The organism is Streptomyces sp. NPDC079141 (assembly GCF_040686775.1).
GTDB lineage: Bacteria > Actinomycetota > Actinomycetes > Streptomycetales > Streptomycetaceae > Streptomyces.
Genome location: NZ_JBFBLP010000007.1, coordinates 229,759 through 256,119 on the forward strand (window position 1 = coordinate 229,759; position 26,361 = coordinate 256,119).

At 72.8% G+C, this 26,361-nt stretch carries 21 protein-coding genes; 11 read left to right on the plus strand and 10 right to left on the minus strand.

Going from position 1 to position 26,361, the window contains the following annotated elements; all coding sequences use genetic code 11:
- Together gnd and AB0Q90_RS21325 are read left to right on the plus strand one after the other, a co-directional pair.
- Positions 1-876, plus strand: a complete 876-nt coding sequence (gene gnd, locus AB0Q90_RS21320; RefSeq protein ID WP_363159899.1) for a phosphogluconate dehydrogenase (NAD(+)-dependent, decarboxylating) — start codon at positions 1-3, stop codon at positions 874-876.
- A gap of 8 nt (positions 877-884) precedes the next feature.
- Entirely contained in the window at positions 885-1,478 is a 594-nt protein-coding gene (locus AB0Q90_RS21325; RefSeq protein WP_363159898.1) for a histidine phosphatase family protein, read from the plus strand.
- A 15-nt stretch (positions 1,479-1,493) separates the two neighbouring features.
- Here AB0Q90_RS21325 and AB0Q90_RS21330 read toward each other — a convergent pair whose 3' ends face one another.
- Positions 1,494-2,768: a lipase family protein gene (locus AB0Q90_RS21330; protein WP_363159897.1), complete on the minus strand. Its 1,275-nt coding sequence runs from the start codon at positions 2,766-2,768 to the stop codon at positions 1,494-1,496.
- A gap of 293 nt (positions 2,769-3,061) precedes the next feature.
- On the opposite strand from AB0Q90_RS21330, the gene AB0Q90_RS21335 reads away from it, so the two are divergent.
- The gene (locus tag AB0Q90_RS21335; protein WP_363159896.1) at positions 3,062-5,926 is read left to right on the plus strand and encodes a peroxidase family protein; all 2,865 of its coding nucleotides are present in this window, start codon (positions 3,062-3,064) and stop codon (positions 5,924-5,926) included.
- A gap of 38 nt (positions 5,927-5,964) precedes the next feature.
- Entirely contained in the window at positions 5,965-7,419 is a 1,455-nt protein-coding gene (locus AB0Q90_RS21340; RefSeq protein ID WP_363159895.1) for a membrane-associated oxidoreductase, read from the plus strand.
- Here the strand turns inward: AB0Q90_RS21340 and AB0Q90_RS21345 are convergent.
- Both AB0Q90_RS21345 and AB0Q90_RS21350 read right to left on the minus strand, forming a co-directional pair.
- Positions 7,406-9,181: a TIM barrel protein gene (locus AB0Q90_RS21345; protein WP_363159894.1), complete on the minus strand. Its 1,776-nt coding sequence runs from the start codon at positions 9,179-9,181 to the stop codon at positions 7,406-7,408. The two genes, AB0Q90_RS21340 and AB0Q90_RS21345, sit on opposite strands and share 14 nt — an antisense overlap.
- Positions 9,182-9,183: 2 nt before the next feature.
- Complete coding sequence (locus AB0Q90_RS21350; RefSeq protein WP_363159893.1) at positions 9,184-10,053, minus strand: shikimate dehydrogenase; 870 nt, start codon at positions 10,051-10,053, stop codon at positions 9,184-9,186.
- 146 nt (positions 10,054-10,199) lie between these two features.
- On the opposite strand from AB0Q90_RS21350, the gene AB0Q90_RS21355 reads away from it, so the two are divergent.
- Both AB0Q90_RS21355 and AB0Q90_RS21360 read left to right on the plus strand, forming a co-directional pair.
- Positions 10,200-10,865, plus strand: coding sequence for a TetR/AcrR family transcriptional regulator (locus AB0Q90_RS21355; protein ID WP_363159892.1), 666 nt, complete (start codon positions 10,200-10,202; stop codon positions 10,863-10,865).
- Positions 10,866-11,018: 153 nt separating this feature from the next.
- Positions 11,019-12,368 (plus strand): MFS transporter, encoded by a 1,350-nt coding sequence (locus tag AB0Q90_RS21360; RefSeq protein WP_363159891.1) that lies wholly within the window; start codon positions 11,019-11,021, stop codon positions 12,366-12,368.
- A 49-nt stretch (positions 12,369-12,417) separates the two neighbouring features.
- Here AB0Q90_RS21360 and AB0Q90_RS21365 read toward each other — a convergent pair whose 3' ends face one another.
- Complete coding sequence (locus tag AB0Q90_RS21365; RefSeq protein WP_363159890.1) at positions 12,418-12,828, minus strand: VOC family protein; 411 nt, start codon at positions 12,826-12,828, stop codon at positions 12,418-12,420.
- A 644-nt stretch (positions 12,829-13,472) separates the two neighbouring features.
- Here AB0Q90_RS21365 and AB0Q90_RS21370 point away from each other — a divergent pair.
- On the plus strand, positions 13,473-14,768 hold the full coding sequence (locus AB0Q90_RS21370) for a hypothetical protein (RefSeq protein WP_363159889.1): 1,296 nt from the start codon (positions 13,473-13,475) through the stop codon (positions 14,766-14,768).
- 20 nt (positions 14,769-14,788) lie between these two features.
- Here the strand turns inward: AB0Q90_RS21370 and AB0Q90_RS21375 are convergent, their stop codons facing one another.
- Complete coding sequence (locus AB0Q90_RS21375) at positions 14,789-16,885, minus strand: tetratricopeptide repeat protein (protein ID WP_363159888.1); 2,097 nt, start codon at positions 16,883-16,885, stop codon at positions 14,789-14,791.
- A 119-nt stretch (positions 16,886-17,004) separates the two neighbouring features.
- Between AB0Q90_RS21375 and AB0Q90_RS21380 the strand changes: the two genes are divergently transcribed.
- On the plus strand, positions 17,005-18,204 hold the full coding sequence (locus tag AB0Q90_RS21380) for an MFS transporter (RefSeq protein WP_363159887.1): 1,200 nt from the start codon (positions 17,005-17,007) through the stop codon (positions 18,202-18,204).
- 103 nt (positions 18,205-18,307) lie between these two features.
- Here AB0Q90_RS21380 and AB0Q90_RS21385 read toward each other — a convergent pair whose 3' ends face one another.
- The gene (locus AB0Q90_RS21385) at positions 18,308-18,748 is read right to left on the minus strand and encodes a PPOX class F420-dependent oxidoreductase (RefSeq protein ID WP_363159886.1); all 441 of its coding nucleotides are present in this window, start codon (positions 18,746-18,748) and stop codon (positions 18,308-18,310) included.
- A gap of 76 nt (positions 18,749-18,824) precedes the next feature.
- Between AB0Q90_RS21385 and AB0Q90_RS21390 the strand changes: the two genes are divergently transcribed.
- The 3 genes from AB0Q90_RS21390 to AB0Q90_RS21400 all read left to right on the plus strand — a co-directional run bounded on the left by AB0Q90_RS21390 (position 18,825) and on the right by AB0Q90_RS21400 (position 22,027).
- Positions 18,825-19,388, plus strand: coding sequence for a TetR/AcrR family transcriptional regulator (locus AB0Q90_RS21390; RefSeq protein WP_363159885.1), 564 nt, complete (start codon positions 18,825-18,827; stop codon positions 19,386-19,388).
- Positions 19,385-20,728, plus strand: coding sequence for an MFS transporter (locus tag AB0Q90_RS21395; RefSeq protein ID WP_363159884.1), 1,344 nt, complete (start codon positions 19,385-19,387; stop codon positions 20,726-20,728). The genes AB0Q90_RS21390 and AB0Q90_RS21395 overlap by 4 nt, the downstream gene beginning before the upstream one ends.
- A gap of 66 nt (positions 20,729-20,794) precedes the next feature.
- Positions 20,795-22,027, plus strand: coding sequence for a serine hydrolase domain-containing protein (locus AB0Q90_RS21400; RefSeq protein ID WP_363159883.1), 1,233 nt, complete (start codon positions 20,795-20,797; stop codon positions 22,025-22,027).
- Between the two features lie 7 nt (positions 22,028-22,034).
- Here AB0Q90_RS21400 and AB0Q90_RS21405 read toward each other — a convergent pair whose 3' ends face one another.
- The 4 genes from AB0Q90_RS21405 to AB0Q90_RS21420 are packed head-to-tail and all read right to left on the minus strand — an operon-like array spanning position 22,035 to position 26,332.
- Complete coding sequence (locus tag AB0Q90_RS21405) at positions 22,035-23,189, minus strand: saccharopine dehydrogenase family protein (protein WP_363159882.1); 1,155 nt, start codon at positions 23,187-23,189, stop codon at positions 22,035-22,037.
- Positions 23,182-24,243 carry a saccharopine dehydrogenase gene (locus AB0Q90_RS21410; protein WP_363159881.1) on the minus strand — a complete coding sequence of 354 codons (1,062 nt, stop codon included), beginning with the start codon at positions 24,241-24,243 and terminating at the stop codon, positions 23,182-23,184. Before AB0Q90_RS21410 ends, AB0Q90_RS21405 begins: the two co-directional genes overlap by 8 nt.
- Positions 24,240-25,379, minus strand: a complete 1,140-nt coding sequence (locus AB0Q90_RS21415) for an FAD-binding oxidoreductase (protein WP_363159880.1) — start codon at positions 25,377-25,379, stop codon at positions 24,240-24,242. Before AB0Q90_RS21415 ends, AB0Q90_RS21410 begins: the two co-directional genes overlap by 4 nt.
- Positions 25,376-26,332, minus strand: coding sequence for an ornithine cyclodeaminase family protein (locus AB0Q90_RS21420; protein WP_363159879.1), 957 nt, complete (start codon positions 26,330-26,332; stop codon positions 25,376-25,378). The genes AB0Q90_RS21415 and AB0Q90_RS21420 overlap by 4 nt, the downstream gene beginning before the upstream one ends.
- Positions 26,333-26,361: the final 29 nt, after the last annotated feature.

Genomic DNA, 26,361 nt, shown 5'->3' on the forward strand with positions numbered 1-26,361 from the left:
ATGCAGCTCGGACTCATCGGACTCGGCAAGATGGGCGGCAACATGCGCGAGCGGATCCGCCGCGCCGGCCACACCGTCATCGGCTACGACCGCAACCCGGACCTCGCCGACGTCGCAAGCCTCGCCGAACTGGTGGACAAGCTCGAAGGACCCCGCGTGGTCTGGGTGATGGTCCCGGCCGGCGCCGCCACCCAGTCGGTCGTCGACGAACTGGGGCAGCTGCTGTCCCCCGGCGACATCGTGGTCGACGGCGGCAACTCCCGCTGGACCGACGACGAGAAGCACGCGCGCGAGCTCGGCGAGAAGGGCATCGGCTTCGTCGACGCCGGTGTCTCCGGCGGCGTGTGGGGCCTGGAGAACGGCTACGCGCTGATGGTCGGCGGCGACGCCGAGCACATCGCCAAGGTGCAGCCGATCTTCGACGCGCTCAAGCCGGAGGGTCCGTACGGCTACGTCCACGCGGGCAAGGTCGGCGCCGGGCACTTCTCCAAGATGGTCCACAACGGCATCGAGTACGCGATGATGCAGGCCTACGCCGAGGGCTGGGAGCTGCTGGAGAAGGTCGACTCCGTCACCGATGTGCGCGAGGTCTTCCGCTCCTGGCAGGAGGGCACGGTCATCCGCTCCTGGCTGCTGGACCTCGCGGTCAACGCCCTCGACGAGGACGAGCACCTGGACAAGCTGCGCGGCTACGCGGAGGACTCCGGCGAGGGCCGCTGGACCGTGGAGGCGGCCATCGACAACGCCGTGCCGCTGCCCGCGATCACCGCGTCCCTGTTCGCGCGGTTCGCCTCGCGCCAGGAGGACTCCCCGCAGATGAAGATGATCGCGGCGCTGCGCAACCAGTTCGGCGGTCACGCCGTCGAGTCGAAGTAGGCCCGGCCGTGGGGGACATCCTGCTGGTCCGCCACGGGGAGACGGAGTGGAGCGTGTCGGGCCAGCACACCAGCTGGACCGACCTGCCCCTCACCGAGCACGGTGAGGAGCAGGCCAAGTCGCTCGCTCCGCTCCTCTCCGGCCGGACCTTCTCCCTGGTGCTCACCAGCCCGCTGCACCGCGCGGTCCGCACCGCCGAACTCGCCGGACTGACCGGCGCCGTGCCCGAGCCCGATCTGCACGAGTGGGACTACGGGGCGTACGAGGGCATCACCACCGTCGAGATACACCGCACCCGGCCCAACTGGGACCTCTGGCTGCACGGCGTGCCCGGGGAGCGGAACGGTCACCCCGGGGAGTCCCCGGCCGAGGTGGGCCTGCGGGCCGACCGGGTGCTCGCCCGGGTGGACGCGGCGCTCGCCAACGGCACCGGGGACGTGGCCCTGGTGGCGCACGCCCACTTCCTGCGCGTGCTCACGGCCCGTCGGCTGGGGCTGCCCCCGGCCGAGGGGCGCCTGTTCCAGCTGGCGACGGGCACGCTCAGCCGCCTGTCGACCGAGCACGGACGGCCCGTCATAGCCGAGTGGAACACCCGGCCGTAACTCCCCTGGCCCGGGCTACAGCACGTCCCCGAACTCGCTCAACACCCCTGGTGGGGCGAGTGCGTTGACGTAGTGGCCCGGGCCGTGGTCGTCGAAGGAGTACTTGAACGGGATGGTGCGGGTCAGCGCCAGCCGGGTGGCGAGGAAGGCCAGCGGTGCCACCACCGCGAGACCGGCGAGAGAGTCCATCTGCGGGTAGTGCAGGCCCGGTTCGCGCACCTCGGTCCAGCCCTCGTCGCGGGCCCGCAGCAGCGGCCGCAGGGACCGCCCGGCGCCGTCCGCGAGCCGCGTCGCCAGCTCCGGCCAGCTGCGGCGGGCCACCGCTCGCAGCGCCTCGCCCGGCAGGGTGAGCGCCTCGATCGACGCGTCGGTGGCGGCGGTGAGCAGCGCGTCGGCCGGACTCCGGCGCCTGCGGTAGTGGAACTCGCGGCCGAACGGGGCGTAGGGGCCGACCGGGCGCGGCGGCAGCGCGGGGACGACGTCCCGGTCGAAGATGTAGCGCAGCAGCCGGTCGCGCAGCACGTGCGCGTCGTGCGGTCCGGGCACCTCCTCGCAGGCCTCGGCGAGGTCGGGGCCGCCGATCATCGGCTGGCCGAAGGTGTAGACGCCCTTGAGCCGGTCGACGATGTGCCGGTAGCGGGGTTCGTGCACCAGGGTCAGTGCCATGATCGCGGCCATCGCACCGCCCAGGCTGTGCCCGGTGATGTACAGGGCCTCCAGGCCGTCGCCCCGGGTGCCCTCCTCGGCGGAGTCCACGGACTCGCCGCGCAGCGCGCGTTCCAGGGCCTGGACGATCAGGTGGCGGGTGGCGCGGACATTGCGGTAGAAGCCGGCGTGCACCTCGTGCCGGCGGCCCTGGAGTTCGACCGCGAGCATCTCGGGGCGTACGTCGGCGTCGGTGAGGATGCTGATGATGTCCTCGGGCTGGGTGCCGCGGTAGCACAGGATCGCGACCCTGCGGTCCTTGTCCTGGATCAGATAGCCGGCGGACGCGATGTACATGGCGTCCACACGCTGTTCGAAGACCCGGCAGCCGTTCTCCTCAAGTCCCAGCCGCGCCATGATCATGGCGAGGGTCTCCGGGTCGCCCTCCTGCTCGAACCCCGCGTACGAGTAGGCCGAGCAGGTGGCCATGACGTGCGGGATCACCCCATCGGGGTCGGGCTGGAGCTTGTCCTCGACCAGCCGCTCCACCAGGTCGGGGTAGACCGGGAAGCTGCTCGGATCGGTCGCTGCCTTGCAGGGGCGCAGGGCCGCGAAACCGGGCCCCTTGACGAATGTGTCCCGCATGAGGGACCTCCCCGGAGGGTCTGCGGGTGGTGAGCACACCACCGGGGGCGGACGCCGTCAATGGACGAGGAGTCGTTCCCCGGCCAACGCGGGTGCGTGCGCGTGGGGTTGCTGGGGAGGGGCGGGACGTGAGCGGGTCCGGCCCGCCCGGCTGACGTGCTCACCCGCCGATGGTTCACATCGGAACAAGTCGGAGCACATCGACGCGAACCGGCGCTGCGGGGCGCTCGGGCCGTCGGTAGCGTGCGGCCCCTGTCCCGTACCACGCATCCGTACCTGCGAGGGAAACGACGATGGCCGACACCGGGCAGCACGAGCAGCGCTATGAACGGTACGACGGCGGCAGTCCGGAAGCGGAACGGCTGGTGTTCGAGCAGCTGGCCCGCGAGCTGATGGAGGTGCAGGTCCGCAACCGGCGGGCCGGGGGCGGTGAGGTGGCCCGCACCTTCCATGCCAAGGCGCCGGTGGCCGTGGAGAACGCACGGCTGCGCTTCCACGACGATCTCCCGGCCGCACTGCGCGTCGGCTTCGCCCAGCCGGGCAGCGAGTACCCGGCGGTGGTACGGCTGTCCAACGCGAGCGGCATCCGGCAGGGCGACGGTTCCCCGGACCTCAGGGGAGCGGCCGTGCGGGTGCGGGTGTCGCAGGACGAGAGCCACGATCTCCTCGCCACCAGCTATCCCGTCTCGCACGCCCGTAACGCACGGGAGTTCGTGGCCTTCGCCAAGGCGATGGCGGGCGCCCGCAGCCCGCTGCAGAAGGCGTTCGGCCTGTTCGTGAAGCTGCCGCTGGCCGTGGGCCTCGGCACCGCCAACCGGATGCGGCGCAATGTGCAGGCGGCCACCCGGCACACCGTCAACTCCCTGGCCAATGAGACGTACTGGAGCCGGGGCGCGATCCTGTGGGGCGAGGCGGGACCGGTGCGCTATCTGCTGCGGCCCGCGCCCGGCACCACGCCCGCGCCGGCCCCCGACCGCCGTGACCCCGACCATCTGCACCGCGAGTTCGCCCGCCGGCTCGCCCGGGCGGACGTCTCCTACGACCTGTGCGTGCAGCGGTTCGTCGACGAGCGGCGCACCCCGGTCGAGGACGCGTCGGTGGAGTGGAAGGACGCGGTGTCGCCCGCGATCCCGGTGGCCCGGCTCACCATCCCGGGCCAGGACCTGGACAGCGCGGAGGCCGGGGCGACCGCCCGCCGCGTGGAGGACCTCGCCTTCAACCCCTGGTACACGACGGACGAGTTCCGTCCGCTCGGCAACATCAACCGGGCCCGCAAGGCGGCCTACCGGGCGGCGAGCGCCCACCGGCTGGGCCTGCGCTTCGTCACCGAGGAGCCGGTGCGCAACAAGGTCCTCGGCCGCCCGGTGGAGGCGGTCTTCACGCTGCTGAACCGGTATGTGCCCTGGCACCGGCTGCCGTTGCAGCTGAGCCTGCTGAACCTGGTGTTCCTGCGCAAGGTGCTGCGCCGCCGCAACCTGATCGACACCGAGCCCCGCGAGGCGCCGCCGCGCGCCCAGCGGGTCCCGGAGCCGATACCGGAGCGGCTGCGCACCGAGCGCTCCTACGACGGCACGTACAACGACCTGTCCGAGCCGCGGATGGGCGCGGTCGGCTCGGCCTTCGGCCGCAACATGCCGCCGGTGCACCGCCCGGACCTCTTCGACGTCCCGAACCCGGTCACGGTCAGCCGCCAACTGCTGTACCGCGAGAGCTTCCTGCCCGCGACCTCGCTGAACGTGCTGGCCGCCGCCTGGATCCAGTTCCAGGTGCACGACTGGGTCAACCACCGCCGCCACAAGCCCGGCGACCGCAGTGTCGAGGTGCCGCTGCCGCCCGGCAGCGGGCCGTGGCACAACACGCCCGGCGGTCCGGCCGAGAACACGATGCGGTTCGCGGAGAACGAGGGCATCGAGGTACCCGGCAGCCCGCCGATCCTGTTCGGCAACACCGCCTCGCACTGGTGGGACGGTTCGGAGGTGTACGGCGCCGACGAGCAGACGGCCCGCTATCTGCGCGCGCCGGAGGGCCGTGCCGAACTCCGCCTGGAGGACGGTCACTTGCCGACCGGCACCAACGGCGGCATCCCGCTGACCGGGTTCAGCGACAACTGGTGGATGGGCCTGAGCGCCATGCACACGCTGTTCGCGCGCGAGCACAACGCGGTGTGCGCCGCGCTGCGCGCCGAGTACCCCTCGATGAGCGAGGAGCGGATCTACCACACGGCGCGTCTGGTGGTCTCGGCGCTCATCGCGAAGATCCACACGGTGGAGTGGACGCCTGCGATCCTCGCCACCGAGGCGATCGACATCGCCCTCCACACCAACTGGCAGGGCCCGCCCAGCAACTGGCTCAACCAGCTGGGCCTGTGGCTGCTGGAGGCCCACTCACTGACCGGCATCCCGAAGACACTGCCGGACCATCACACGGCCCCGTACTCGCTGACGGAGGACTTCGTCACCGTCTACCGCATGCACCCGCTGATCCCGGACGACTTCGAGCTGCGCGAACACCACTTCGGGCAGCGTCTTGAGACGGTGGGCTTCCTGGACATCCAGGGCGGCACGGCCGAGACACAGATCCGCAAGACCGGCCTGGCGAACACCCTGTACTCGTTCGGCATCGCCCACCCGGGCGCGATCACCCTGCACAACTTCCCGCGCTCGCTCCAGGCGTTCGAGCGGGAGGGCGAGATCATCGACCTGTCGGTGGTGGACCTGGTCCGCACCCGGCGGCGCGGAGTCCCGCGGTACAACGACTTCCGTGCGGGCCTGCACAAGCCGCGCATCCGCTCCTTCGAGGAACTGACGCAGAACGCGGAGACCCTGGCCCGGCTGAAGGACGTCTACCGCTCGGTCGACGAGATCGACACGGTGGTCGGCCTGTTCGGGGAGAACCCGCCGACCGGATTCGGCTTCAGCGACACCGCCTTCCGCGTGTTCATCCTGATGGCGAGCCGGCGCCTGCAGTCCGACCGCTTCCTGAACGTCGACTACCGGCCCGAGGTGTACACACCGCTCGGCATCGACTGGGTGGAGCAGGGCGGCATGAACTCCGTCATCCTGCGCCACTGCCCGGAGCTGGCGGCGCTGCTGCCGCGGGGGGCGAGCGCGTTCGCGCCGTGGCGGGCGGTACGGCCGACGGAGGAGAACCAGAGGTGAGTTGACAGTCGCTGTGCGTCGCGTCAGAGTCCCGGCTGATGGAGATCAACGATCTGACAGCGGCCGAGGAGCGGGTGTGGCGGGCCTTCCCGAAGGGCGAGGCCGTGGACTTCCGCACGGCGGGGGACGAGGACGCGCAGTGGGGACCGGAACGCACGGTGAGGGCCCGCGTGTTGCGGGCCCTCCTGCTCAACGGTCCTCGTGAACCGGGTGAGACGGCCGCCCTCAAACTGGCGGGCGCCCGCATCACCGGTGCGCTGGACCTGCGGTACGCGACGGTGGACAGCGTCGTACGACTGAGCCACTGCCGCTTCGAGGAGGTGCCGGATCTGTCGGGGGCGCAGCTCCAGTACCTCAACCTGAGCGGGTCCCACCTCCCCGGTCTGGCGTCCGCGCGGGCCCGGATCGACGGTTCGCTGCGGCTGACCGACTGTCGGTTCCGGGGACGGGTGCGGCTCGGCGGGGCGCAGGTTGCCGGGGCGCTCTTTCTGGAGGGCGCCGAGATCACCGTGCCGGAGGGCACCGAGGAACCGGTCCTCGCCCTGCACCAGGTGAACGTCGGTGAGGACCTGTGCGCGACCCGGCTGCGCACGCGCGGCGAGATCCGGCTCGACGGCGCCACGATCAGCGGCTCTCTCCGGCTGGAGGAGGCCGAACTCCGCAGACCCGGCGGCCTCGTTCTGCACGCCGAGGCCATGGAGGTGGGCGCCAACGTCCTGTGCCGACGGCTGAGCGCGGACGGCCGCATCGACCTTCGGGGCTCGCGCATACCCGGTCTGCTCGACCTGCTGTACTGCCGGCTGTCCAACCCCGGCGGCACCATGCTGCATGCGAGCAGCTGTGTCATCGGGGAGGTGTGGCTGCGCAAGGGTCCGCCGCTGGAAGGCAGGATCAACCTGCGACGCTCGCAGATCGAACACCTCAACCTGGAACCGGAGATGCTGCCCGACCAGGTCCGCCTGCTCGACCTCACCTACACGTTCCTCACCCCGCACGAGCCCGTCGAGCGCCGGCTGCCGATGCTGACGCGCGACGGCGACACCTACGACCCCCACGGCTACGAGCAGTTGACCGCCGCCTACCGCCGCAGCGGCGACGACCGGGCCGCGCGCCTGGTCCAGCTCGCCAAGCAGCGCCGCCACCGCTCCACGCTCTCCTGGTACGGCCGGCTGTGGGGCTACGTCCAGGACGCCGCCGTCGGCTACGGCTTCCGCCCGCTGCGCGCCTTCGGCTGGCTGCTGTCCCTGCTCGCCGTCGGCTCGGTCGCCTTCGCCCTGGAGCACCCGCCCGCGCTCAAGCAGGCCGAGGCCCCGGACTTCAACCCGGTGTTCTTCACCCTCGACCTGCTGGTACCGGTGATCACCTTCGGCCAGGAGGGGGCGTTCGCCCCGCAGGGCGGCTACCAGTGGCTGTCCTACGTCCTGGTCCTCACCGGCTGGATCCTCGCGACGACGATCCTGGCGGGCGTGACGCGGACGGTCAGCCGCCAGTGACCGCGCGCACGGCATGCTGGGCGGCCAGCCGGACGGGGGCGTTGCCGGCGCCGTAGCCGCGATAGCCCTCGCGCTGCACCAGTTCGAAGAAGACGCGGCCGACGGTCTGCGTGTAGCAGTGCCGGAAGACCCCGCCCGCGTCCCGGTCGTAGAGGATGCCCAGTTCGCGGTAGGTCTCCAACTCGCCGTCGGCGAAGTCGAATCGGGCCGCCAGATCGTCGTAGTAGTTGGCCGGGATCGGCAGCAGCCGTCCGCCCGCGGCGCGGAAGCGGCGTGCCGCCGCGACCACGTCGTCCGTGGCCAGCGCGAGGTGCTGGGCGTGGACGGTGTCGTCGCCGGGCGCCGCGCCGACGGTGAGCACGATGCGGACGCTGCCGTCGGCGTTGGTGACGGCGCGGCTGCGCAGCAGGCCGTAGGGGTCGGCGACGTCGACGCTCTCCTGGGCGTGCAGGCCCAGCACGCTGCGGTGGAAGAGGGTCGCCTCGTCGAAGTGGTGCCAGGGCTGGGTGAGGGCCAGGTGGTCGACGGCGGTGACGCCGGTGGCCGCGGGCGGGTGGGGTGCGTCCTCGAAGTCGCCGCGCCATGCGGAGGTGCAGAAGAACAGTTCCGTGCCGTCGGGTGCGGCCACGGCGTCGAGGAGCGCGTCCTGCGGGGCGCGGCGGCGCGGCAGTACGGGGGCGAGCAGGGCTTCGGCGCGGCGGGCCGCGCCCGTGGAGTCCGGGGACTCCAGCCCGATCGCGGCGAGGTGGACGCTGTCCCGGCGCGTGGCGGCTGCCGTGTTGACCAGGATCCGGGCCTCGCCCTGCTGCCACAGGTCGACGGGCTTGCTGCGGTGCCGTGCGGTGCGGGCGAAGCCCAGCGCGGTGAGGACCGCCGACACGGGTTCGGCGTCCGGGGTGAGGAGTTCGGCGAAGGCGACGCCGGTGGGGACGACGGGGGCGGGCGGCGCGGCCAGCCCCACCGCCTCCTTCAAGACCAGCAGGGAGCGCTGGGCGTCCACCGCCGTCGGTCCGGCCTCGGACTGGCGGAAGACGTCGTTGAAGACCTCCAGGGAGAGGGGACCGTCGTAGCCCGCGCGCAGCACGTGCCGGACCAGGCCCGTGACGTCGAAGCCGCCCTGGCCGGGGAAGCAGCGGTGGTGGCGGCTCCACTGGAGGACGTCCATGCCGAGCAGCGGGGCGTCGGCGAGTTGCAGGAAGAAGATCTTCTCGCCGGGGATGTCCTCGATCCCCTTGGGGTCGGAGCCCCGGGAGAGGATGTGGAAGCTGTCCAGGCAGGTGCCGAGCGCCGGGTGGTCGGCGCTCTCCACGATGCGCCAGGCATGGTCGTACGTGCTGACGTGCCGTCCCCAGGCGAGCGCCTCGTAGGCGACGCGGATCCCGAAGTCCTGGGCGAGGTCCGCGAGTTCGGCGAGCTGCCGGGCGGCGAGGTCGTCGTCGTCCACCGCCTGCGGGGAGACGCTGGAGCAGACGAGAACGGTGTCCGTGCCGAGCCGCCGCATCAGCTCGAACTTGTGCCGGGCGCGCCGCAGGTTGCGGGCGAAGACCTCCGCGGGCACGGCCTCGATGTCCCGCATCGGCTGGTAGAGATCGATGCTCAGCCCCAGATCCGCGCAGCGGGAGCGGATCTCCTCCGGAGCGAGCGGGCTGGCCAGCAGGTCGTTCTCGAAGATCTCGACACCGTCGAACCCGGCGCGGGCCGCGGCGGTGAGCTTCTCGGTGAGGGCTCCGCTGAGGGAGACGGTGGCGATGGAGGTACGCATGGTCAGACCGCCTCCACTACGTCCAGCTCCGCGATGTCCGCCAGCATCCGCGCGGCGTCGGGCTCATGGCCGGTGAACAGCCGGAACGCGTCCACGGCCTGGAAGACCGCCATCCCCCCGCCGTCGAGCGTGGCGCAGCCCAACTCCCGGGCGGTACGCAGCAGTTCCGTCTCCAGCGGCCGGTAGACCACCTCGGCCACCCACAACCCGGGATGCAGCAGCTCCGCGGGGAACGGCAGCCCGGGGTGCGCGGCCATTCCCGTCGGCGTCGCGTGCACCACCCCGTCGGCCGTGGTGAGCAGTTCGGCCAGCCGGTCGGGGGACGCGGCGGCGGCCCTGCCCTCGCCGAAGTGCCGGTTCAGGGAGTCGGCGAGCCCGGCCGCCCGCTCGGGCAGCGCGTCCACGACGGTGACCCGCGAGGCGCCGAGTGTGAGCGTCGCGTGCGCCACGGCCGCGCCCGCGCCGCCGGCGCCGAGCTGCACGACCCGCTCCAGCGCCGCGTCCGGCAGCCCGCGCGCGAACGACGCGGCGAAGCCGGTGACGTCGGTGTTGTGGCCGACGGCCCGGCCGTCCTCGAAGACGACGGTGTTGACCGCGCCGAGCGCCTCGGCCTGCGGGGACAGGGCGTCCAGGTGCTCGATGACGAGCTGCTTGCACGGGTGGGTGATGTTGAGCCCGTCGAAGCCGAGGTCGCGGGCGGCCCGCACCAGATCGCCGACCGCGCGGGGCGGAACGCCCAGCACCTCGATGTCGATGAGCCGGTACAGATAGCGCAGGCCCTGACGGTCGGCCTCCCGCTCGTGCAGGGCCGGGCTGAGCGACGGGCCGATGCCGGAGCCGATCAGTCCGACGAGATACGAGTCCTTGGCCACGACAGACCTCCAGGGCGGCTCACTAATGTACGAACTAGTGAGTTACTCATATCAGCCGGGTGCCGCCCTTGGAAAGCCCTCGCTCTACATCGCGCAGGGGCGCCCTTCTACAATCTGCGCACTGGCCCTACGCCCGAAGGATCCCGATGACCAGCGTCGAAGAACCGGCACGGCCGGGCGCACGCACCCGTGACGCCGCACGCACCCAGGCCGAGATCCTCGACGTGGCGACCCAGGAGTTCGCCCGGGCCGGTTTCGCTGGGGCCCGCGTGGACGAGATCGCCGCCCGCACCCGCACCACGAAGCGGATGATCTACTACTACTTCGGCGGCAAGGAACAGCTGTTCACGGCCGTGCTGGAGCGGGCGTACGGCGTGATCCGCGATGCCGAGCAGGAGCTCGACGTCGATCATCTGGACCCGGTCGCGGCCATCCGCCGCCTCGCGGAGCTGACCTTCGACCACCACGAGCAGCACCCGGACTTCATCCGCCTGGTCAGCATCGAGAACATCCACGAGGCCGAGCACATCGCCGCCTCCGAGAAGCTCGGCCGGATCGGCTCGCCGGCCCTGGACGTGATCCGCCGGATCCTGGCGACGGGGCAGCAGTCCGGGCTGTTCACGGCCGACGTCGACGCGGTCGACCTGCACGCGATGATCAGCTCGTTCTGCTTCTTCCGGGTCGCCAACCGGCACACCTTCGGCGCCCTGTTCGGCCGCGACCTGGTGGACCCGGCCCAGCGCGAGCACTACCGGACCATGCTGGGCGACATGGTGATCGCCTACCTGACCGCGGAGCGCGCGGCCGACTGAGAGCGTTCGGCCCGACCCCTTGACAGCTCGGAAACCTGCGCGCAACATCCTGGCACCGGGACTAACTATCCAGTGGGTTAATTAGCCGAAGATCCGGCCCCTCCCCCTCTCCGCTCACTCCGCGTACGTTGGAGTTCCCCCGAAGGAGCCGCCGTGTCCGTCCCCTCCCCCTCGACCGCCCCGCCCGGGCAGCCCAGGAAAGCCGCCACCGCCGCATGGATCGGCAGCGCCCTGGAGTACTACGACTTCTTCATCTACGGATCAGCGGCCGCACTGATCTTCCCCGAGGTCTTCTTCGACGAGTCCGACCCGGCCACCGCGACCCTGCTGTCGCTGGCCACCTTCGGTGTGGCCTACGCGGCCCGTCCGGTCGGCGCGCTCTTCCTCGGCCACTTCGGCGACCGCGTCGGCCGCAAGAAGATCATGGTCTTCACGCTGATCCTCATGGGCCTGTCGACGTTCCTGATCGGCTGTCTGCCCACGCGGGCCCAGGTGGGCACGCTCGCCCCCGTCCTGCTGGTGCTGTGCCGAGTGCTGCAGGGCATCTCCGCGGCGGGCGAGCAGGCCAGCGCGAACTCGATGACCCTGGAACACGCGCCACCCAACCGGCGCGGCTTCTTCACCAGCTTCACGCTCAGCGGCACACAGGGCGGCCAGCTGCTGGCCACGCTCGTCTTCATCCCGATCGCGGCGCTGCCCGAGGAGCAGCTGCTGTCCTGGGGCTGGCGGGTTCCGTTCTGGCTGAGCATCGCGGTCGCCGTGGTCGGCTACGTCATCCGCCGCAAGCTGGACGAGACGCCGGCCTTCGAGCAGCAGGCCGCCACCGAAGGCGTGGTCAAGCTCCCGCTGGCGGTGCTGATGCGCGAGCACTGGGCGGACGTCCTGCGGGTGATCGCGGGCGCGCTCGTCGCCTCGGTCAGCACGATCTTCACGGTGTGGGCGCTGGCGTACGCGACGAGCAACTCCGTCGGCATGAGCCGGTCCTCGATGCTGTGGGTGGGCGCGCTGGCCAACCTGGTCGCGCTCGCCGCGATCCCCCTGTGGGCCTCGCTCTCGGACCGCATCGGCCGCCGTCCGGTGTACCTGGTCGGCGCGGCGGGCAGCGCGGTGATGATGTTCCTCTACCTGTGGGCGATCTCCACCGGCTCCTACCCCCTGACCCTCCTGCTGGGCATCATCACCTTCGGTGTGGTCTACAGCGCCGCGAACGGCGTGTGGCCCTCCTTCTACGGCGAGATGTTCTCCACCAGGGTCCGGCTGTCCGGCATGGCCATCGGCACCCAGATCGGCTTCGCGGTGGCCGGATTCGCGGTCACCTTCGCCGCGCAGATCGCGGGCCCGGACGGCGACGGCTGGACGGCGGTGGCGCTCTTCACCTCGGCCCTGTGCGTCCCGCCGGTCGTGGCCGCGCTCTCGGCCCGCGAGACCGCCGGCATCCCGACGGAGCAGCTCGGCGAGCGCACGCCCAAGGAAGCGCCCCGGCCGGAGACGGTGACGGCCTGACCCGACCGCGAGCCCCCGGACGGCGTGACGGCCGCCGGGGGCTCGCTGCTCAGCTGTTGGACCAGCCCCGTGTGCACAGCACCAGCCGGTACCCGTCCGGGTCCTCGATCGTCACGCCCCACTCGTTCCAGTACGGGTTGGGCGACTCGACGCGCTTGCCGCCGTGCCGTTCCAGGCTCGCCACCACTTCGTCCGGGACCGGGCCGTCGACATAGATCACCAGGAGGTCCTCCTCGGTGGGCCGGGGCTCGACGGGGCGGGCGGGCTCGTGGACGAGTTCCAGGTGCCAGTCGGCGTCGGGCCAGCCGAGCATCAGCAGGTCGTGCTCGCCGTGCCGCGGCCCGGCCTCGGACCGCCAGACGACACTCAGCCCCAGCCCTTCGCCCCAGAAGCGCTCGGCGGCGGCCAGGTCCCTGGACGGTCGGGCGATCCGGATGTGACTACGGCCGTTGACAGGCATGCTGCCTCTCCTTCTGGGCGTCAGATGATCTCCGCACAGCCTAGGCAGCCCCCGCCCCACCGGACCATCGGCCGTCCGCCCTGCGCCCGGAGGCCTAGGACCGCGCGGTTATCGTTGCCCGATCACAGGGGCGAGGGCGAGAGGCGGCGACGGCGTGGCGGGGGCCGGGTGGATACGGGTGCCGGTGGGGGACGACGCGGCGCGCTGGGCCACGCGGGGGCGCGGCCGCAAGGTGCTTCTGGTCGTGCACAACGTGACCGCGGCGACGCGTCTCCTGGACGTACTGCCCCTCTTCCACGACGACTTCCGGGTGCAGTTGCTGGCGACGTGCCCCGGGTCGTCGGCGTTCCGGGCGGGGATCGCGGAGCTGCTGGCGGATACCGGGGTGCCGGTACTGCCGTGGGAGCAGGCGAGGAACACCCCGGTCTCGTTGGCGATATCGGCGAGCTTCGGCGGTCAACTACGGTCACTTTCAGGAGAGTTGGCCGTACTGTCCCACGGAGTCGGATACACTAAAAGATTGCCGACACCCGACACCCGACACCCGACACCCGACACCCGACACCCGACACCCGACACCCGACACCCGACACCCGACACCCGGCGTCGGGCACCGGGCTGCGGCACCGGATCCCGTCTTCGGCATGTCCCCGCAGTGGCTGCTCGACGAGGACGGCCGGCCGATCGCGGACGCGCTCGTCCTGTCGCACCCCGAGCAGTACGAGCGACTGCGTACCGTCTGCCCCGAGGCCGCGCCGACCGCCGTGCTGGCCGGGGACCCCTGCTGGGACCGCCTGCTGGCGGCCCGCCCGCACCGCGAGCGCTTCCGCCGCGCCCTCGGCGTGGGCCGGGGCAAACGCCTGCTCGTCCTCAGCTCGACCTGGAATCCCGACTCGCTCCTCGGTGACGGCGGCGACGACGTCCTGCCCGCCCTGCTGCCCAGGCTGACCTCGGAGTTCCCCGCCGACGAGTACCGGCTGGCGGCCGTACTCCACCCCAACATCTGGCACGGCCACGGTCCCGGCCAGATCCGTGCCTGGCTCGACCGCGCCCGGCGCGCCGGACTCGCCCTCGTCGACCCGCTGGACGGCTGGCGCCAGGCGCTGCTCGCCGCCGACGCGGTCATCGGCGACCACGGCTCGGTCACCTACTACGCCGCCGCCCTCGGCACTCCCGTCCTGCTGGGCGCCGCACCCCTGAACGGCCTCGCCCCGGACGCTCCGGTGCACGAGTTCGTCCGCACGGCGCCACGGCTGAGCCCCGGGCTCCCGCTCCTCCCCCAGCTGGAGTCACTGATCGCCCGACACCAACCCGCCCCGGAACCGGCCGAGTTCACCAGCTCGGCCCCCGGCGAGTCCGCCACCCGCCTGCGCCGCCTCTTCTACGACCTCATCGGCATCCCGGAACCGGACGCCCCGGCCCGCCTCGAACCGCTGCCCCTGCCACCGTACGAACCCGCCGCGCACACCGTGCCGCTGCTCGTGCTCACCCGGCTGCTCGGGGCCGGCGAGGTGGCGGTCACCCGGTACGCCGGCCCGCATCCCGCTCCGTACGACACCGGCGAGGCGCACACCGCCGTGCACGAGGACACCCGCGAGACGGACCAACTCGCTCTCGCCGACGTGGTGTTCCGCACCGGGCACACCGACGACCCCCGCTTCGGCTCCCCCGCCCGCTGGACGGCGGACATCCTCGCCCGGCACCCGCACTGCGCACTCGCGGCATACGTCACCGGCCCCGACTCCTGCATCGTCCGCACCCGCACCGGAGCACTGCTCCGCCTGGATGCCACTCCCGACGCGGACGCCGACCCCGCCGTCTACGCCTCGGCCCTGCACGCATGGCTCGCCGCGGGAAAATCCCCCCAGGAGCTGTACGCCACGGGCCTTACGGTCCGCACCGGCTCAGCACTGCACACGGTGACGGTCGGGCCGGCCTGACACCTGCGCCCCGGTGACACTCACCCCGCCCCGCCACACCGCCCCCGCAACACCCGCAGCCACGCCAGGTGGTAGTCCGCCTTCTCGCCCGCGAGGGCGGTGGTGGCCTCGTCGACGAGGGGGAGCGCGGTTGCGAAGTCGCCGTTGTCCAGGTGGGTTTCGGCGAGGTCGGTGAGGGTGCGGGCGGTGTTGTAGGCCTCGCCGGTGGTGCGGAAGAAGTGCAGGGCGCGCTCCAGGTGCTCGGCCGCCTCCGTGCGGCGGCCCTGGCCGCGCAGGGCGCGTCCGCGGTGGCGTTCCAGGAGGGCACGAGCGCGGGGGAGGTCGGCGGCGCCCTCGTCGTCGGGGCCGATGCCGTCGAGGATGCCGTACGCCTCCTCGAAGCAGGTCTGCGCCTCCTCGAACCGCCACTGGCGCAGTCGGAGCAGGCCGAGGAACTCGACGGCGGAGGCGTGGCCGCGCACATGTCCGGCGGTCCGCTCGTCCCGGGCGGCGGCGAGCGCCTCGGGCTCGGCCTCGTCCCAGAGGCTCAACTCGGTGAGGGTGTGGGCGAGTTGGGCGTGCAGGGCGCCGGACGTGCGGGTGCCGGGGGCGTGCGTGTCGGCGACGCGGGCACCGATGCGCAGTGCGGGCAGCAGGGTGTCGTGGTGGCCGGCCTTGAGCTGGAGCGGCCACAGGGCCCGGCAGAGCAGGAGGACGGTGTCCCGGTCGCGGTGTTCGTCGGCCGCGCGCACCGCCTCGACCAGGCCGGTCGCCTCGGCGGCCAGGGCGGCGACGGCCGTGCCCCGGTCCGGGTAGGACACGGGCGACGGCGCCGAGGGGACGCGCCAGCTCTCCGGCAGCGCCGCACGGGCCGCGCCGACCGCGAGGTCCCGGTAGCCCTCCACCACGCGGGCGACGGCCGCCGAGCAGGCGGCGATGCCGTCGACGGCGGCCGCCGTGCGCTCGGCGTGGGCACGGACGGAGGCGCGGTAGCGGTAGCGGCCGGTGTCGGTGCGGTCGAGGAGCAGCGCGTCGGCGAGTTCCTCCAAGAGGCGTGCGGCTTCCGTCTGCGGCACCTCCGCGGCGCGTGCCGCAGCTGCCGGGTCGAGGGCGGGCCAGTCGCGCAGGCCGGCGAGCCGGTACAGGCGGGCAGCGTCGGGGGTGAGCAGCTGGTAGGAGTCCTCGGCGGCGGCGCGGACCGGATCGTCGTCGCTCACGGTGGGCTCCTGGGCAGGCTCGGGCGGGGCCGTCAGGCGCAGCGCGGCGGCGTGCAGGGCGTAGGGGCGGCCGGCGCAGCGGTCCAGGACGCCGGGCAGCGTGGTGCGGGCCGCGGCCACCGCCGGTGGGCCGGCGAGGCTTTCGAGCATCCGTACCGCGTCGCGCCGGGCCAGCGGCCCGACCGGGATCTGCAGGGCGCCGAGGCCGGCCGGCGGCTGCCGGGCGACGACGAGGGTGAACACATCGGGTGCGGAGGCGAGCAGCGGCCGTACCTGGGCGGCGGACTGCGCGTGGTCGAGGACGAGGAGCATTCTGCGCTCGGCCAGGGCGCGCCGGCAGAGGTCGGCGCGGTCCTCGGCGGCCGGGGGTATCTCCTCGTCCGGCAGCCCGAGCCGGCGCAGCAGCGTGCCGAGGGCCGCCGCGGGGGTGAGGGCGCGCAGATCGACGTAGAGCTGGCCGTCGGGGAAGCGGGCGGTGTGCCGCCAGCCCCAGTGGCAGGCGAGGGTGCTGGTGCCGATGCCTTCGGGGCCGTGCAGGAGGGCGAGCCGGGGGCGGCCGTCGAAGGCGCGGGTGGCCTCCTTGTCGAGGAGCTTCATGGCCTGCTGACGGTCCGTGAAGAAGCGGGGCGCCGCGGGCAGCCGGGGGCGGAGGGTCGCCCCGGCGCCGGGGATGCGGACGGTGCGGGCGAACAGGGCCCAGTCCCGGGCGAGTTGCTCGTCCGCACGCACGCGCTCGTGCACCAGCCTGGCTACTTCCTCCCGGTCGCCGGGGGTGGTGGGAGCGGGGACCTCGCGTCCGGTGACACGGCGGACCAGTCCGCCCGCCGACTCCCAGACCCACCGCCCGGCCTCACTGCCCATGCCGGACCCGACGGCCCCGAGTACCGCGCTGATCGCCCCCACCGAAATCAGATCCATCATCGCGCGCACTCCCCCGCCCCGGTCGCCGTAGATCAACTCTAGTGTCAGGCAGCCGAGATGACGATGCATCACCGGTGGGACTTGAACCTGACACCGGTGTCAAGGCCGACCCTGCCGCCATGTCCACGCATACGACAACGGGCGCACGGAAGCCGTCCGCAGCCCCCGGTCTTCCTCTCCCGGCCCTGCTCGCTCTCGCCACCGCCGTCTTCGTCACCAGCCTGACCGAGACCCTGCCCGCGGGCCTGCTGCCCGCGATGAGCACGGATCTCGGCGTGGGCGAGTCCGCGGCCGGGCAGGCGGTGACCGTCTACGCCGCCGGTACGGCGCTCACCGCGATCCCGCTGTCCGCGGCCACCGCGCACTGGCGGCGCAAGCGGCTGCTGTTGACGGCGATGGCCGGGTTCGCCGTCGCCAACACGGTCACCGCCGTCTCGGCGAGCTATCCGCTGACCATGGCGGCCCGTTTCGTGGCGGGCGTGGCGGCCGGGCTCGCCTGGGCGCTGCTGGCCGGGTACGCCCGGCGTCTGGTGCCGGACGCAGTCCAGGGCAGGGCGGTCGCGGTCGTGATGGCGGGCGTACCGGTGGCGCTCTCGGTGGGTGTGCCCGCGGGCACGTACCTGGGCGGGGCGCTGGGCTGGCGGACGGCGTTCGGGCTGATGACCGTGGTGACGGTGCTGCTGCTCGGCTGGATCGCGCTGCTCGTCCCGGACCGTCCCGGGCCGGAGCACGGCGGCCGGGCGCCGGTGCTGCGCGCCCTGGCGGTCCCCGGTGTGGCGCCGGTCCTGTTCGTCACCCTGGTGTTCGTGCTGGCGCACACCGTGCTCTACGCCTACATCGCCACCTTCCTGGACCGGTACGGCATGGGCGGCTCGGCCGACCTGGTGCTGCTGGTGTTCGGCGGCACCTCGCTGCTGAGCATCTGGATCGTGGGCGCCCTGATCGACCGCAGGCTGCGTGCGCTCACCGTGGCGGGCGTGCTGCTGGTGGGCGCCGCGGCCGCGCTGCTGGCCGTCTTCGCCGACCGCCCCGCCCTCGTCTACGCGGCGGCCGCCCTGTGGGGGCTCGGCTGGGGCGGCGCACCCACGCTGCTGCAGACGGCCGCGGCCGACGCGGGCGGCGAACAGGCGGACGCGGCGCAGGCGATGCTGGTGACGCTGTGGAACGCGGCGATGGCCTCCGGCGGTTTGGCAGGGGGGATGCTGCTGGGAGTTTTCGGCGCGACGGCGTTCCCGTGGAGCGTGCTGGTGCTGCTGGTTCCTGTGTTGGGGGTGGTCATGGGGGCTCGCCGACACGGTTTCCCGGCAGAGCAGCAATGACTGACCTGCGGGCCGGTGGGGGCTGGTCGCGCCCACGCGGCGGTAGCCGCAAATTCAACACAGCCCCGCGCCCCTAAGGGGCGCCATCCCCCACCGGCGTCAATTACGCACGCTTCGGAATCCCGTACGCCCGATCCACCCTCAGCCGCAGTACCAGCCGGCCGTCGCGGACCATCGCGGCGCGGTAGTCGTCCCAGTCGGGATGCTCGCCCTGGACGTCGCGGTAGAGGCGGATGAGCTCCTCGACCGTGTCGTCGTGCGGGTCCTTCGCGACGGGCGTGAGGTCGGCGGTGCCCTCGGCGACGGTGTAGGCCCAGCGGTCGGAGCTGGTCACGTGGTAGGAGGCGCGCGGGTCCCGGCGCAGGTTGCGGGTCTTGGCGCGGTCGTCCGTGATCGAGACCCGGATGATCCGCTCGTCCGGGTAGTAGGCGTGGCTGACGTTCGACAGCTGGGGGCGGCCGTCCCGTTTGAGGGTCACCAGCACGCCGCTGTGCCCCTCGGAGAGCAGCCGGAGCAGGGCGTCCTGAGTCGCGTCGTGAGTCATACACGGTCAACCACGCGGGGCGGGCCGGACATTCCCGGGGTAGACACTGTCTACGTCGATCGGGTAGACAGTGTCTATGCATCAATCCGAGACCGGCCTCAGGGCCCGACTGGTCGACGTCGGCGCGGAACTGCTGGCCCAGGAGGGCGTCCAGGCCCTGACGCTGCGGGAGATCGCCCGCCGCGCCGGGGTCTCGCACGGCGCGCCCCGGCGCTACTTCCCCACCCACCTCGAACTGCTGTCGGCGATCGCCCGCCGGGGCTTCACCGAGCTGGCGGACCGCGCGACGGCGGCGACCGGTGACGGCACGGCGAGCCCGCGTGCCCAACTGGCGGCGCTGGCGGAGGTATATCTCCGGTTCGCGCTGGACAACCGCGGCATGTACGAGCTGATGTTCCGTCACGATCTGCTGGAGAGCGGTCATCTGGGCCTGCGGGACACCAGCCTTCCGCTGTTCGGGCGGCTGGTGGAGCTGGTCGGGCAGGTCCGCCCCGACGCGGACGCCCGGGTCGTCGCGGGTGCCCTGTGGGCGAACCTGCACGGCATCGCCCAGCTGTGGGGCTGGGGCAGCCTCCAACTCGCCACCGGTACCGACGACTTCAGGCCCGTCCTGCATGCCGCCCTGGACGCGCACCTGTGAACCCGCGCCCGACCCTTGCCGCGAGCGCGGCCGGAGCCGCGGTCGTCGCTCTCGACGGCACCGTGCTGACCGTCGCGCAGCCCGCGCTGCGCGAGGACCTGGGCGCGACGTACGCGCAGGTCCAGTGGACGAACACCGGCTATCTCGTCGCGGTGGCAAGCCTGTTGGTGTTCGGCGGGCGGCTCGGTGACCGCTGGGGGCACCGGCGACTGTTCGCCCTCGGCATGCTCGGCTTCGGTGCGGCCTCGGCGGGCATCGCCGTGGCGTCCGGCATCGGCTGGGTGATCGGACTCCGGGTCGTGCAGGGAGTGTTCGGCGCGCTGCTGCAACCGGCCGGCCTCGGCATGCTGCGCGCCGCCTACCCGCCCGACCGGCTGAAGGGGCCGATCGCCGTGCGGACCGTCGCCATCGGGGTGGCGGCGGCCGCCGGGCCCGTCCTCGGCGGCGCGCTCGCGGCCGGTCCCGGATGGCGGTCCGTCTTCCTGATCAACGTGCTGCCCGCGCTCGTGTTCGGCGTGCCGGCCCTCGTCTCACGGGAGCCACGACCGGCCACCCGCGTCCGGCTCGATGTGCCGGGTGCCCTGCTGCTCGCGGTGACGCTCGCCTGCCTGGTGCACGCGCTGGTGACCCGGACGGCGCCCGGACTGCTGGTGGCCGCGGTGGCGGCCGTCGTCCTGGTCCGGCACGAACGCCGTACGGCAAGCCCGTTGCTGCCGCCGGAGGTGGTCGGCGAGAGAGCCGTCGGGGCCGCGCTCGGCACCCTGGTGGCCGCGTCGGCCGCCCTCAACGGCGCCCTCTTCGTCGGGACCTACCTCCTCCAGGACACCCTCGGCCACGACCCGTTCCACAGCGCCCTGCTCAGCCTGCCGCTGGCCGTGCTGATGATCGCCGCCGCGGCCGGCTGCCCGGTGCTGCTGCGCCGGGCCGGTGCCCGCCGTACGACCGTGGCCGCGCTGGCCGTCCTCGCCGGGGGGATCGGGCTGCTCGCCGACGCGCGGGACACGCTCGCGCTGTGCACCGGTTTCGGGCTGCTCGGAGCGGGGTTCGGCACCGTGATGGTGGCCGCGACGCATGTCGTCGTCCAGCGGGCGGCCGTCGAGTCGGCCGGGGTGGCGGGCGGGCTTCAGCAGACCGCGATGAACGTCGGGCCGGTGCTCGGCGTGGCCGCCGCGACCACGCTCATGGGTGCCGCGGGACACGTCGCCCTGCCGCTGACCGTCCTCGCGCTGCTCGCCGCGGCCGGTACGGCGGCGGGCCGACTGTTGCCGGGACGTTTCGCCACGGCGGCCGACGAGCACTCCGATCGAAAGGACCGCACACGCGTTCCTACGCGACGATGAGGTCTGGGGCCGCTGCGGCTGGGTATGCCGGAGCGCACCTCGCGACAGGCATGCATAAGGAGAGCGATGGCACTGCTGCGACAAGAGGTCGACCCGGGCGAGGCCGGACTGGATCCGAAGGCGCTGGACCGCCTCGACCAGCACTTCGCCCACTACGTCGACGAAGGGCGACTGCCCGGCTACCTGGTGGCCGTCTCCCGCGGCGGACGCGTCGCCCACCTCACCACGCACGGCCACCGTGACCTCGCGGCCGGGCTGCCCGTCGAGGCCGACAGCCTGTGGCGGCTCTACTCCATGACCAAGCCGGTCACCTCGGTCGCCGCGCTGCTGCTGGTGGAGGAGGGCAGGCTGTCGCTCGACGACCCCGTGGGCCGCCATCTGCCGGCCTTCGCCGAGCCGCGGGTGTACGTCGAGGGCTCCGGCGCCTCGGTACGCACCCGGCCGGCCGCCGGGCCGATGCTGATCCGGCATCTGATGACCCACACCGCGGGCCTGACCTTCGCCTTCTACCACGCCCACCCCGTCGACGCCCTCTACCGCGAGGCCAACCTGGAGTCCGCGGTACTGCCGGGCTCCGACCTGGCCCGGACGGTCGACGTGTATGCGAGCCTTCCGCTCCAGTTCGACCCGGGCACCCAGTGGAACTACTCGGTCGCCACCAACGTGCTGGGCCGGGTGATCGAGGTCGTCTCCGGGCAGCCGCTCGACGAGTTCTTCGCCGAGCGGATCTTCCGCCCGCTCGGGATGACCGACGCCGGCTTCTGTGTCACGGACGAACAGGCGGGCAGACTCGCCGAGTTGTACGGCGAGACCGACGACGGCCGGATCGAGCCGATCCCGGGGCTTCCGCTGCGCGGCCGCCCCCGCTTCCTGTCCGGCAGTGGCGGGATGGTGGCGTCCGCGTACGACGTGCACCGTTTCATGGAGCTGCTGCGCCGTCGGGGCGAACTCGACGGCGTCCGGCTGCTCGCCCCGGACACGGTGGACCTGATGGCCTCCAACCACCTTCCGGGCGGCGCCGATCTGCGTTCCTTCGGCAGCCGCCCCGCCCACGACGAGCCCGGTAACGACGGGGTCGGCTTCGGCCTCGGCGTCTCGGTGGTCGTCGACCCGTCGCGTACGCGGGCTCCGGCGGGCCTCGGGACGTACGGCTGGAGCGGGGTGGCGACCACGACGTTCTGGGTGGACCCGGTGCACGATCTGACCGTGCAGTTCATGACGCAGGTGCGGCCGAGGACCTCGCACACGGTGTACCCGGAGCTCAAGCGGCTCGTGCACGAGGCCCTCGTCGGCGACTGAGCGAGGCTCAGCTGTCGACTCTGAGCGTGAAGTCCACGCCGTCGCGGGCGAGTTCACGCAGCCACCGCTGCGACCGGTCCGCCGTCTCGGCGGCCCGGTTCAGCCCCGGCGGCAGCTCGCCGTCGAGTACCTGGCGCACACCGATCGCCAGCGGCCGGGAGACACAGCGGGCCATCGCGCTCTCCTCCTCGTCGCCCACCAGGTCCAGGAGGTAACTGCCCGCCCAGGTCTGCCCGTTCGCCCCCTGCACGGCCAGCGACACGGCGAGGACGACGCGGTCCCGGTCGGCGTCGGTGGTCGGATGGGCGGCGGCCAGCTCCTTGGCCAGGGCGGCGATCCGGGTGTCGTCCCCGGTCTTCAGCTCCTCGAAGACGGTGTCCCAGGCGCGCAGCCAGCCGTCCAGGCGCAGGGTGCCGCGGACGAAGGTGCGCGCCTTCCACGCGGCCGGCAGCCCGTACTGGGCGACGAAGGGCACGCTGTCCCGGTTCGGGTAGACCTCGAAGGCCTCCCCGTCGACGACGTGCCGCCGGGTCGCCTCCCAGGGCCGGTCGACGGTGGTCTCGGCGCCCTCGTCGATGTAACGGGCGGGCGCGCGCAGGGCGTTGAGGACTCCCGCGGGCGCCCAGCTGAAGCGGTAGCGGAAGTCGTTCGGCTCGGCGGGGATGCCACCGCAGTACGAGGTGAGCCGGTACGAGGCCGCCGTCGTGTCGCCGATCGCCTCCCGGGCGCGGGCGACGAGGCAGTGCGCGAAGAGGTGGTCGATGCCCGGGTCGAGACCGGCCTCGGTGAGCACGACGAGCCCGGCCTCGGCCGCGGCCGGGACCTGTTCCAGGACGGCGTCGGACACATAGCTGGAGCAGACGAAGTGCGCCTTCTGAGCGACGCAGACGGAGAGGACCCCGGCGTGCTCGGGCGCGGGCAGCATCGACACCACGACGTCTCCGGGGGCCAGTTCGACCGTGAGGGCGTCGAGCGAGTACGCGCGCGGCTCGGCGCGCCCGGCCAGGCCCCGCTCGGCAAGGGCCTGTTCGGCGCGTTCCTCGGTGCGGTGCCACAGCCGGACCCGTCCGGCGCTCTCGCACAGGCGGGCCAGACCGCTGCCGGTGGACAGTCCGGCGCCGATCCAGTGGACGGTGCCGCTCGCGGGAACCAGGTCAGACATGGCGGAACTCCCCTTCTGCGCCGCCGAGTTCACGGCAGGCCCGGTGGAAGCGGTCCAGACAGCGTGCCCAGGGCGCGCCGGTGGTGAAGTCCAGGAGCTGGGGCAGCAGTGCCGCCGAGAAGTCGGTGCTGGACTCCTTCGGCAGCAGCGACGGCAGGTTGTCGATGGCGATGAGGTCCAGCGGCGGTTCCTTGCGCAGCCTGCGCGCCGGTTCCGTCCAGTCGGTGGTGCGGTCGTAGACCGGCAGGACGTTCAGGGGCGAGCCGACGTCGCAGGTGACGTCGCACAGGGTGCGCAGACGGCGGGCGGGGTCGTCGAGGTCCGCGTCGCGGAGGAAGGGCGGGACGGGTGTGGTGGCGAGGACGGCGTTGACCATGACGTCGTGGGCGAGCAGGGCGGGACGGTCCAGGTCGCGGGTCTCGGCGAGGTCCCAGCGGGTCGGCTCGACCCCGGCCGCCGTGAGGGCCGCGCACGCGCCCCGGCCGCAGCGGCCCAGGGCGCCGATCACCAGCGCGGTGAACTCCTCGTCCCCGGCGGCGGGCCTGAGCCGTTCGTCCAGTTCCGCCTTCGCCGTCGGCGTGAGCGGCGGCGCGAGCCGCCCGCGGTGCTGGAGGACGGCCAGCGCGGCACCCAGATATCCGGCCCAGAACCCGAACGCGGCGAGCCGGCGCCCGTCCTCGTCCACCAGGTACTCCAGGTCCAGCAGCGCCCCTCCCCCGGCGGCGAACCGGCCCAGCAGCTCGGCCGCCCCGGGCTGGCCCTTGTAGGCGTGCCCGAAGTACACGTGCCGGTGCGTCAGCCCGGCCGGTTCGTCGGGGAGTTCCTTCAGGCCTACGACCACGGCGTCGTCCGGCGCCGACGGCCACGACCCGGCGGGCGCGACCCGGCAGCCGGCCGCCGCGTACTCCTCGATCGGGAAGATCCGTTGCGGGGACTCCTCGACGGTCAGTATCACGCCGCTGTCGACGAGGCGCCGGGCGTCGGACGGCACGATCGGGGTGCGCCGCTCGGTGGAGCGGACCTCGTGGCGCAGCCACAGGTGGAGCTCGGTCATACGCAGTTGACCTCCGGGCGCAGGGCGTCGACCGCGAACCGGCCGGCGCTCAACGGGCTCACGTCCACGAAGGGTACGCGGCCCAGGTACAGGTCGCGGACGACCTCGCCGACAGCAGGTCCCTGAAGGAAGCCGTGGCCGGAGAAGCCGGTGGCGTAGAGGAAGCGGGAGGGGGAAGTCGCCTCGCCGATCAGCGCGTTGTGGTCGGGGGTGACCTCGTACAGGCCCGCCCAGCCGCCGGTGCGGCGCAGGTCGAGCAGGGCGGGCGCGCGGCGCTCCATGGCCTCGTACAGGCGGGGGATCCACCGGTCGTGGGTGGCGGTGTCGAAGCCGGGCCGCTCGTCGGGGTCGGACATGCCGACGAGCAGGCCGGGGCCCTCGGTGTGGAAGTAGAGGGTGCTGGAGAAGTCGATGGTCATGGGCAGGTCGGGCGGCAGTGCGGCGACCGGTTCGGTGACCGCGATCTGCCGGCGCAGCGGCTCCACCGGCAGGTCCACGCCGGCCATCGCGCCAACGGCCCGGGACCAGGCTCCGGCGGCGCAGATCACCGTGTCGGTGGCGATGCGGCCCTTGGTGGTGGTCACGCCCGTGATCGTGTCGCCGTTCAGGTCGATGCCGGTGACCTTGGTGTGGCGCAGGATGGTCGCGCCGTGGCGGCGGGCGGCGGAGGCGTAGCCGTGGACGACGGACTCGGGCGTGCAGTGGCCGTCGTCCGGCGAGAACGCGGCCGCCAGCAGTCCGTCGGTGGTGATCAGCGGGGAGAGCTCGCGTGCCTCGTCCGGGTCGAGCATGCGGCTGGGCACGCCCAGGGAGTTCTGGAGGCGGACGCCCGCCTCGAAGGAGGCGACCTCCTCGGGTGTGGACAGCAGGAACAGGTAGCCGACCTTGTGCAGTCCGATGTCCTGGCCGGTGTCCGCCTCGAAGCGGTCGAAGGCCTCCAGGCTGCGGGCGCCCAGGCGGATGTTCAGCTCGTCGGAGAACTGCGCCCGCACCCCGCCTGCCGCCTTGGAGGTGGAGCCGGAGGCGAGTTCGTCCCGTTCGACGAGGACGACGTCGTGTACGCCCGCGCGGGCCAGGTGGCAGGCGATGCTCGTGCCCATGACTCCGCCGCCGATGACGACGACGGACGCCTTCACCGCCGTACCCCCTTCGCCGCGTCGATCACGGCCCAGGCCGCGGCGGCGTCCTGGATGCCCAGGCCGACGCTGTTGTAGTAGACGATGTCGTCGGGTGCGGTGCGGCCCGTGTGCGTGCCCGTGAGGACGCCGCCCAGGGGGACGAGGTCGGCGGGCTCCAGCCGGGCGGCCATGATCGGGCCGGCGTGGTGGGCGGCGGTCTCCGGGTCGTCCACGACCACCAGGGCGCGTTGTACGACCTCTGCGTCCACCTCGCGCCGGGTCGGCTCGAAGGAGCCCACGCTGACGACCGTGCAGCCCGGTGCCAGCCACTGCCCGTGCACGACCGGGGTGGTGCTGAGCGTGCAGGCGGCGACGATGTGGGCGCCGGTCACGGCCGCCTCCGCGCTGTCCGCGGCCTCGACGGCGAGCCCCAGTTCGGCGGCCAGGGTCTCGGCGGCGCGCTCCCGGTTGGCCGGGGTCGGGCTCCACAGCCGTACGGACTTCAGGTCCCGTACCCGGGCGAAGGCCCGGGCGTGGGCGAGGGCCTGGGTGCCGGAGCCGATCAGGGCGAGATCCGCGCTGTCGGGCGTGGCCAGCGCGTCCACGGCGACGGCGCTGCCCGCGGCGGTGCGCAGAGTGGTCAGCGCGGTGCCGTCCATGACGGCGGCGAGGCGGCCGGTCACCGGGTCGAGGGCGGTCACGACGGCGTGCACCGTCGGCAGCCCGGCCGCCGCGTTGCCCGGATTCACGCTGCCGATCTTCGCGACCGCCCCGGTGTCCGCGGACAGCCGGGAGACGTACGCGAAGACGACGCTGTCGTCGAAGCGGCTCGGGTGCATGATCTTCCCCGGCGCATCGGCGGCCGCGGAGCCGAGGGCGCGGAAGGCCGCGCGCTGCGAGGCGATCGCCGCGTCGGTGTCCAGCAGGCGGGTCACCTCGTCGCCGGAGAGGAAGAGGACGTCGTCGTTCATTCCCTCTTCCTGTCCCGGCAGTCCCCGCG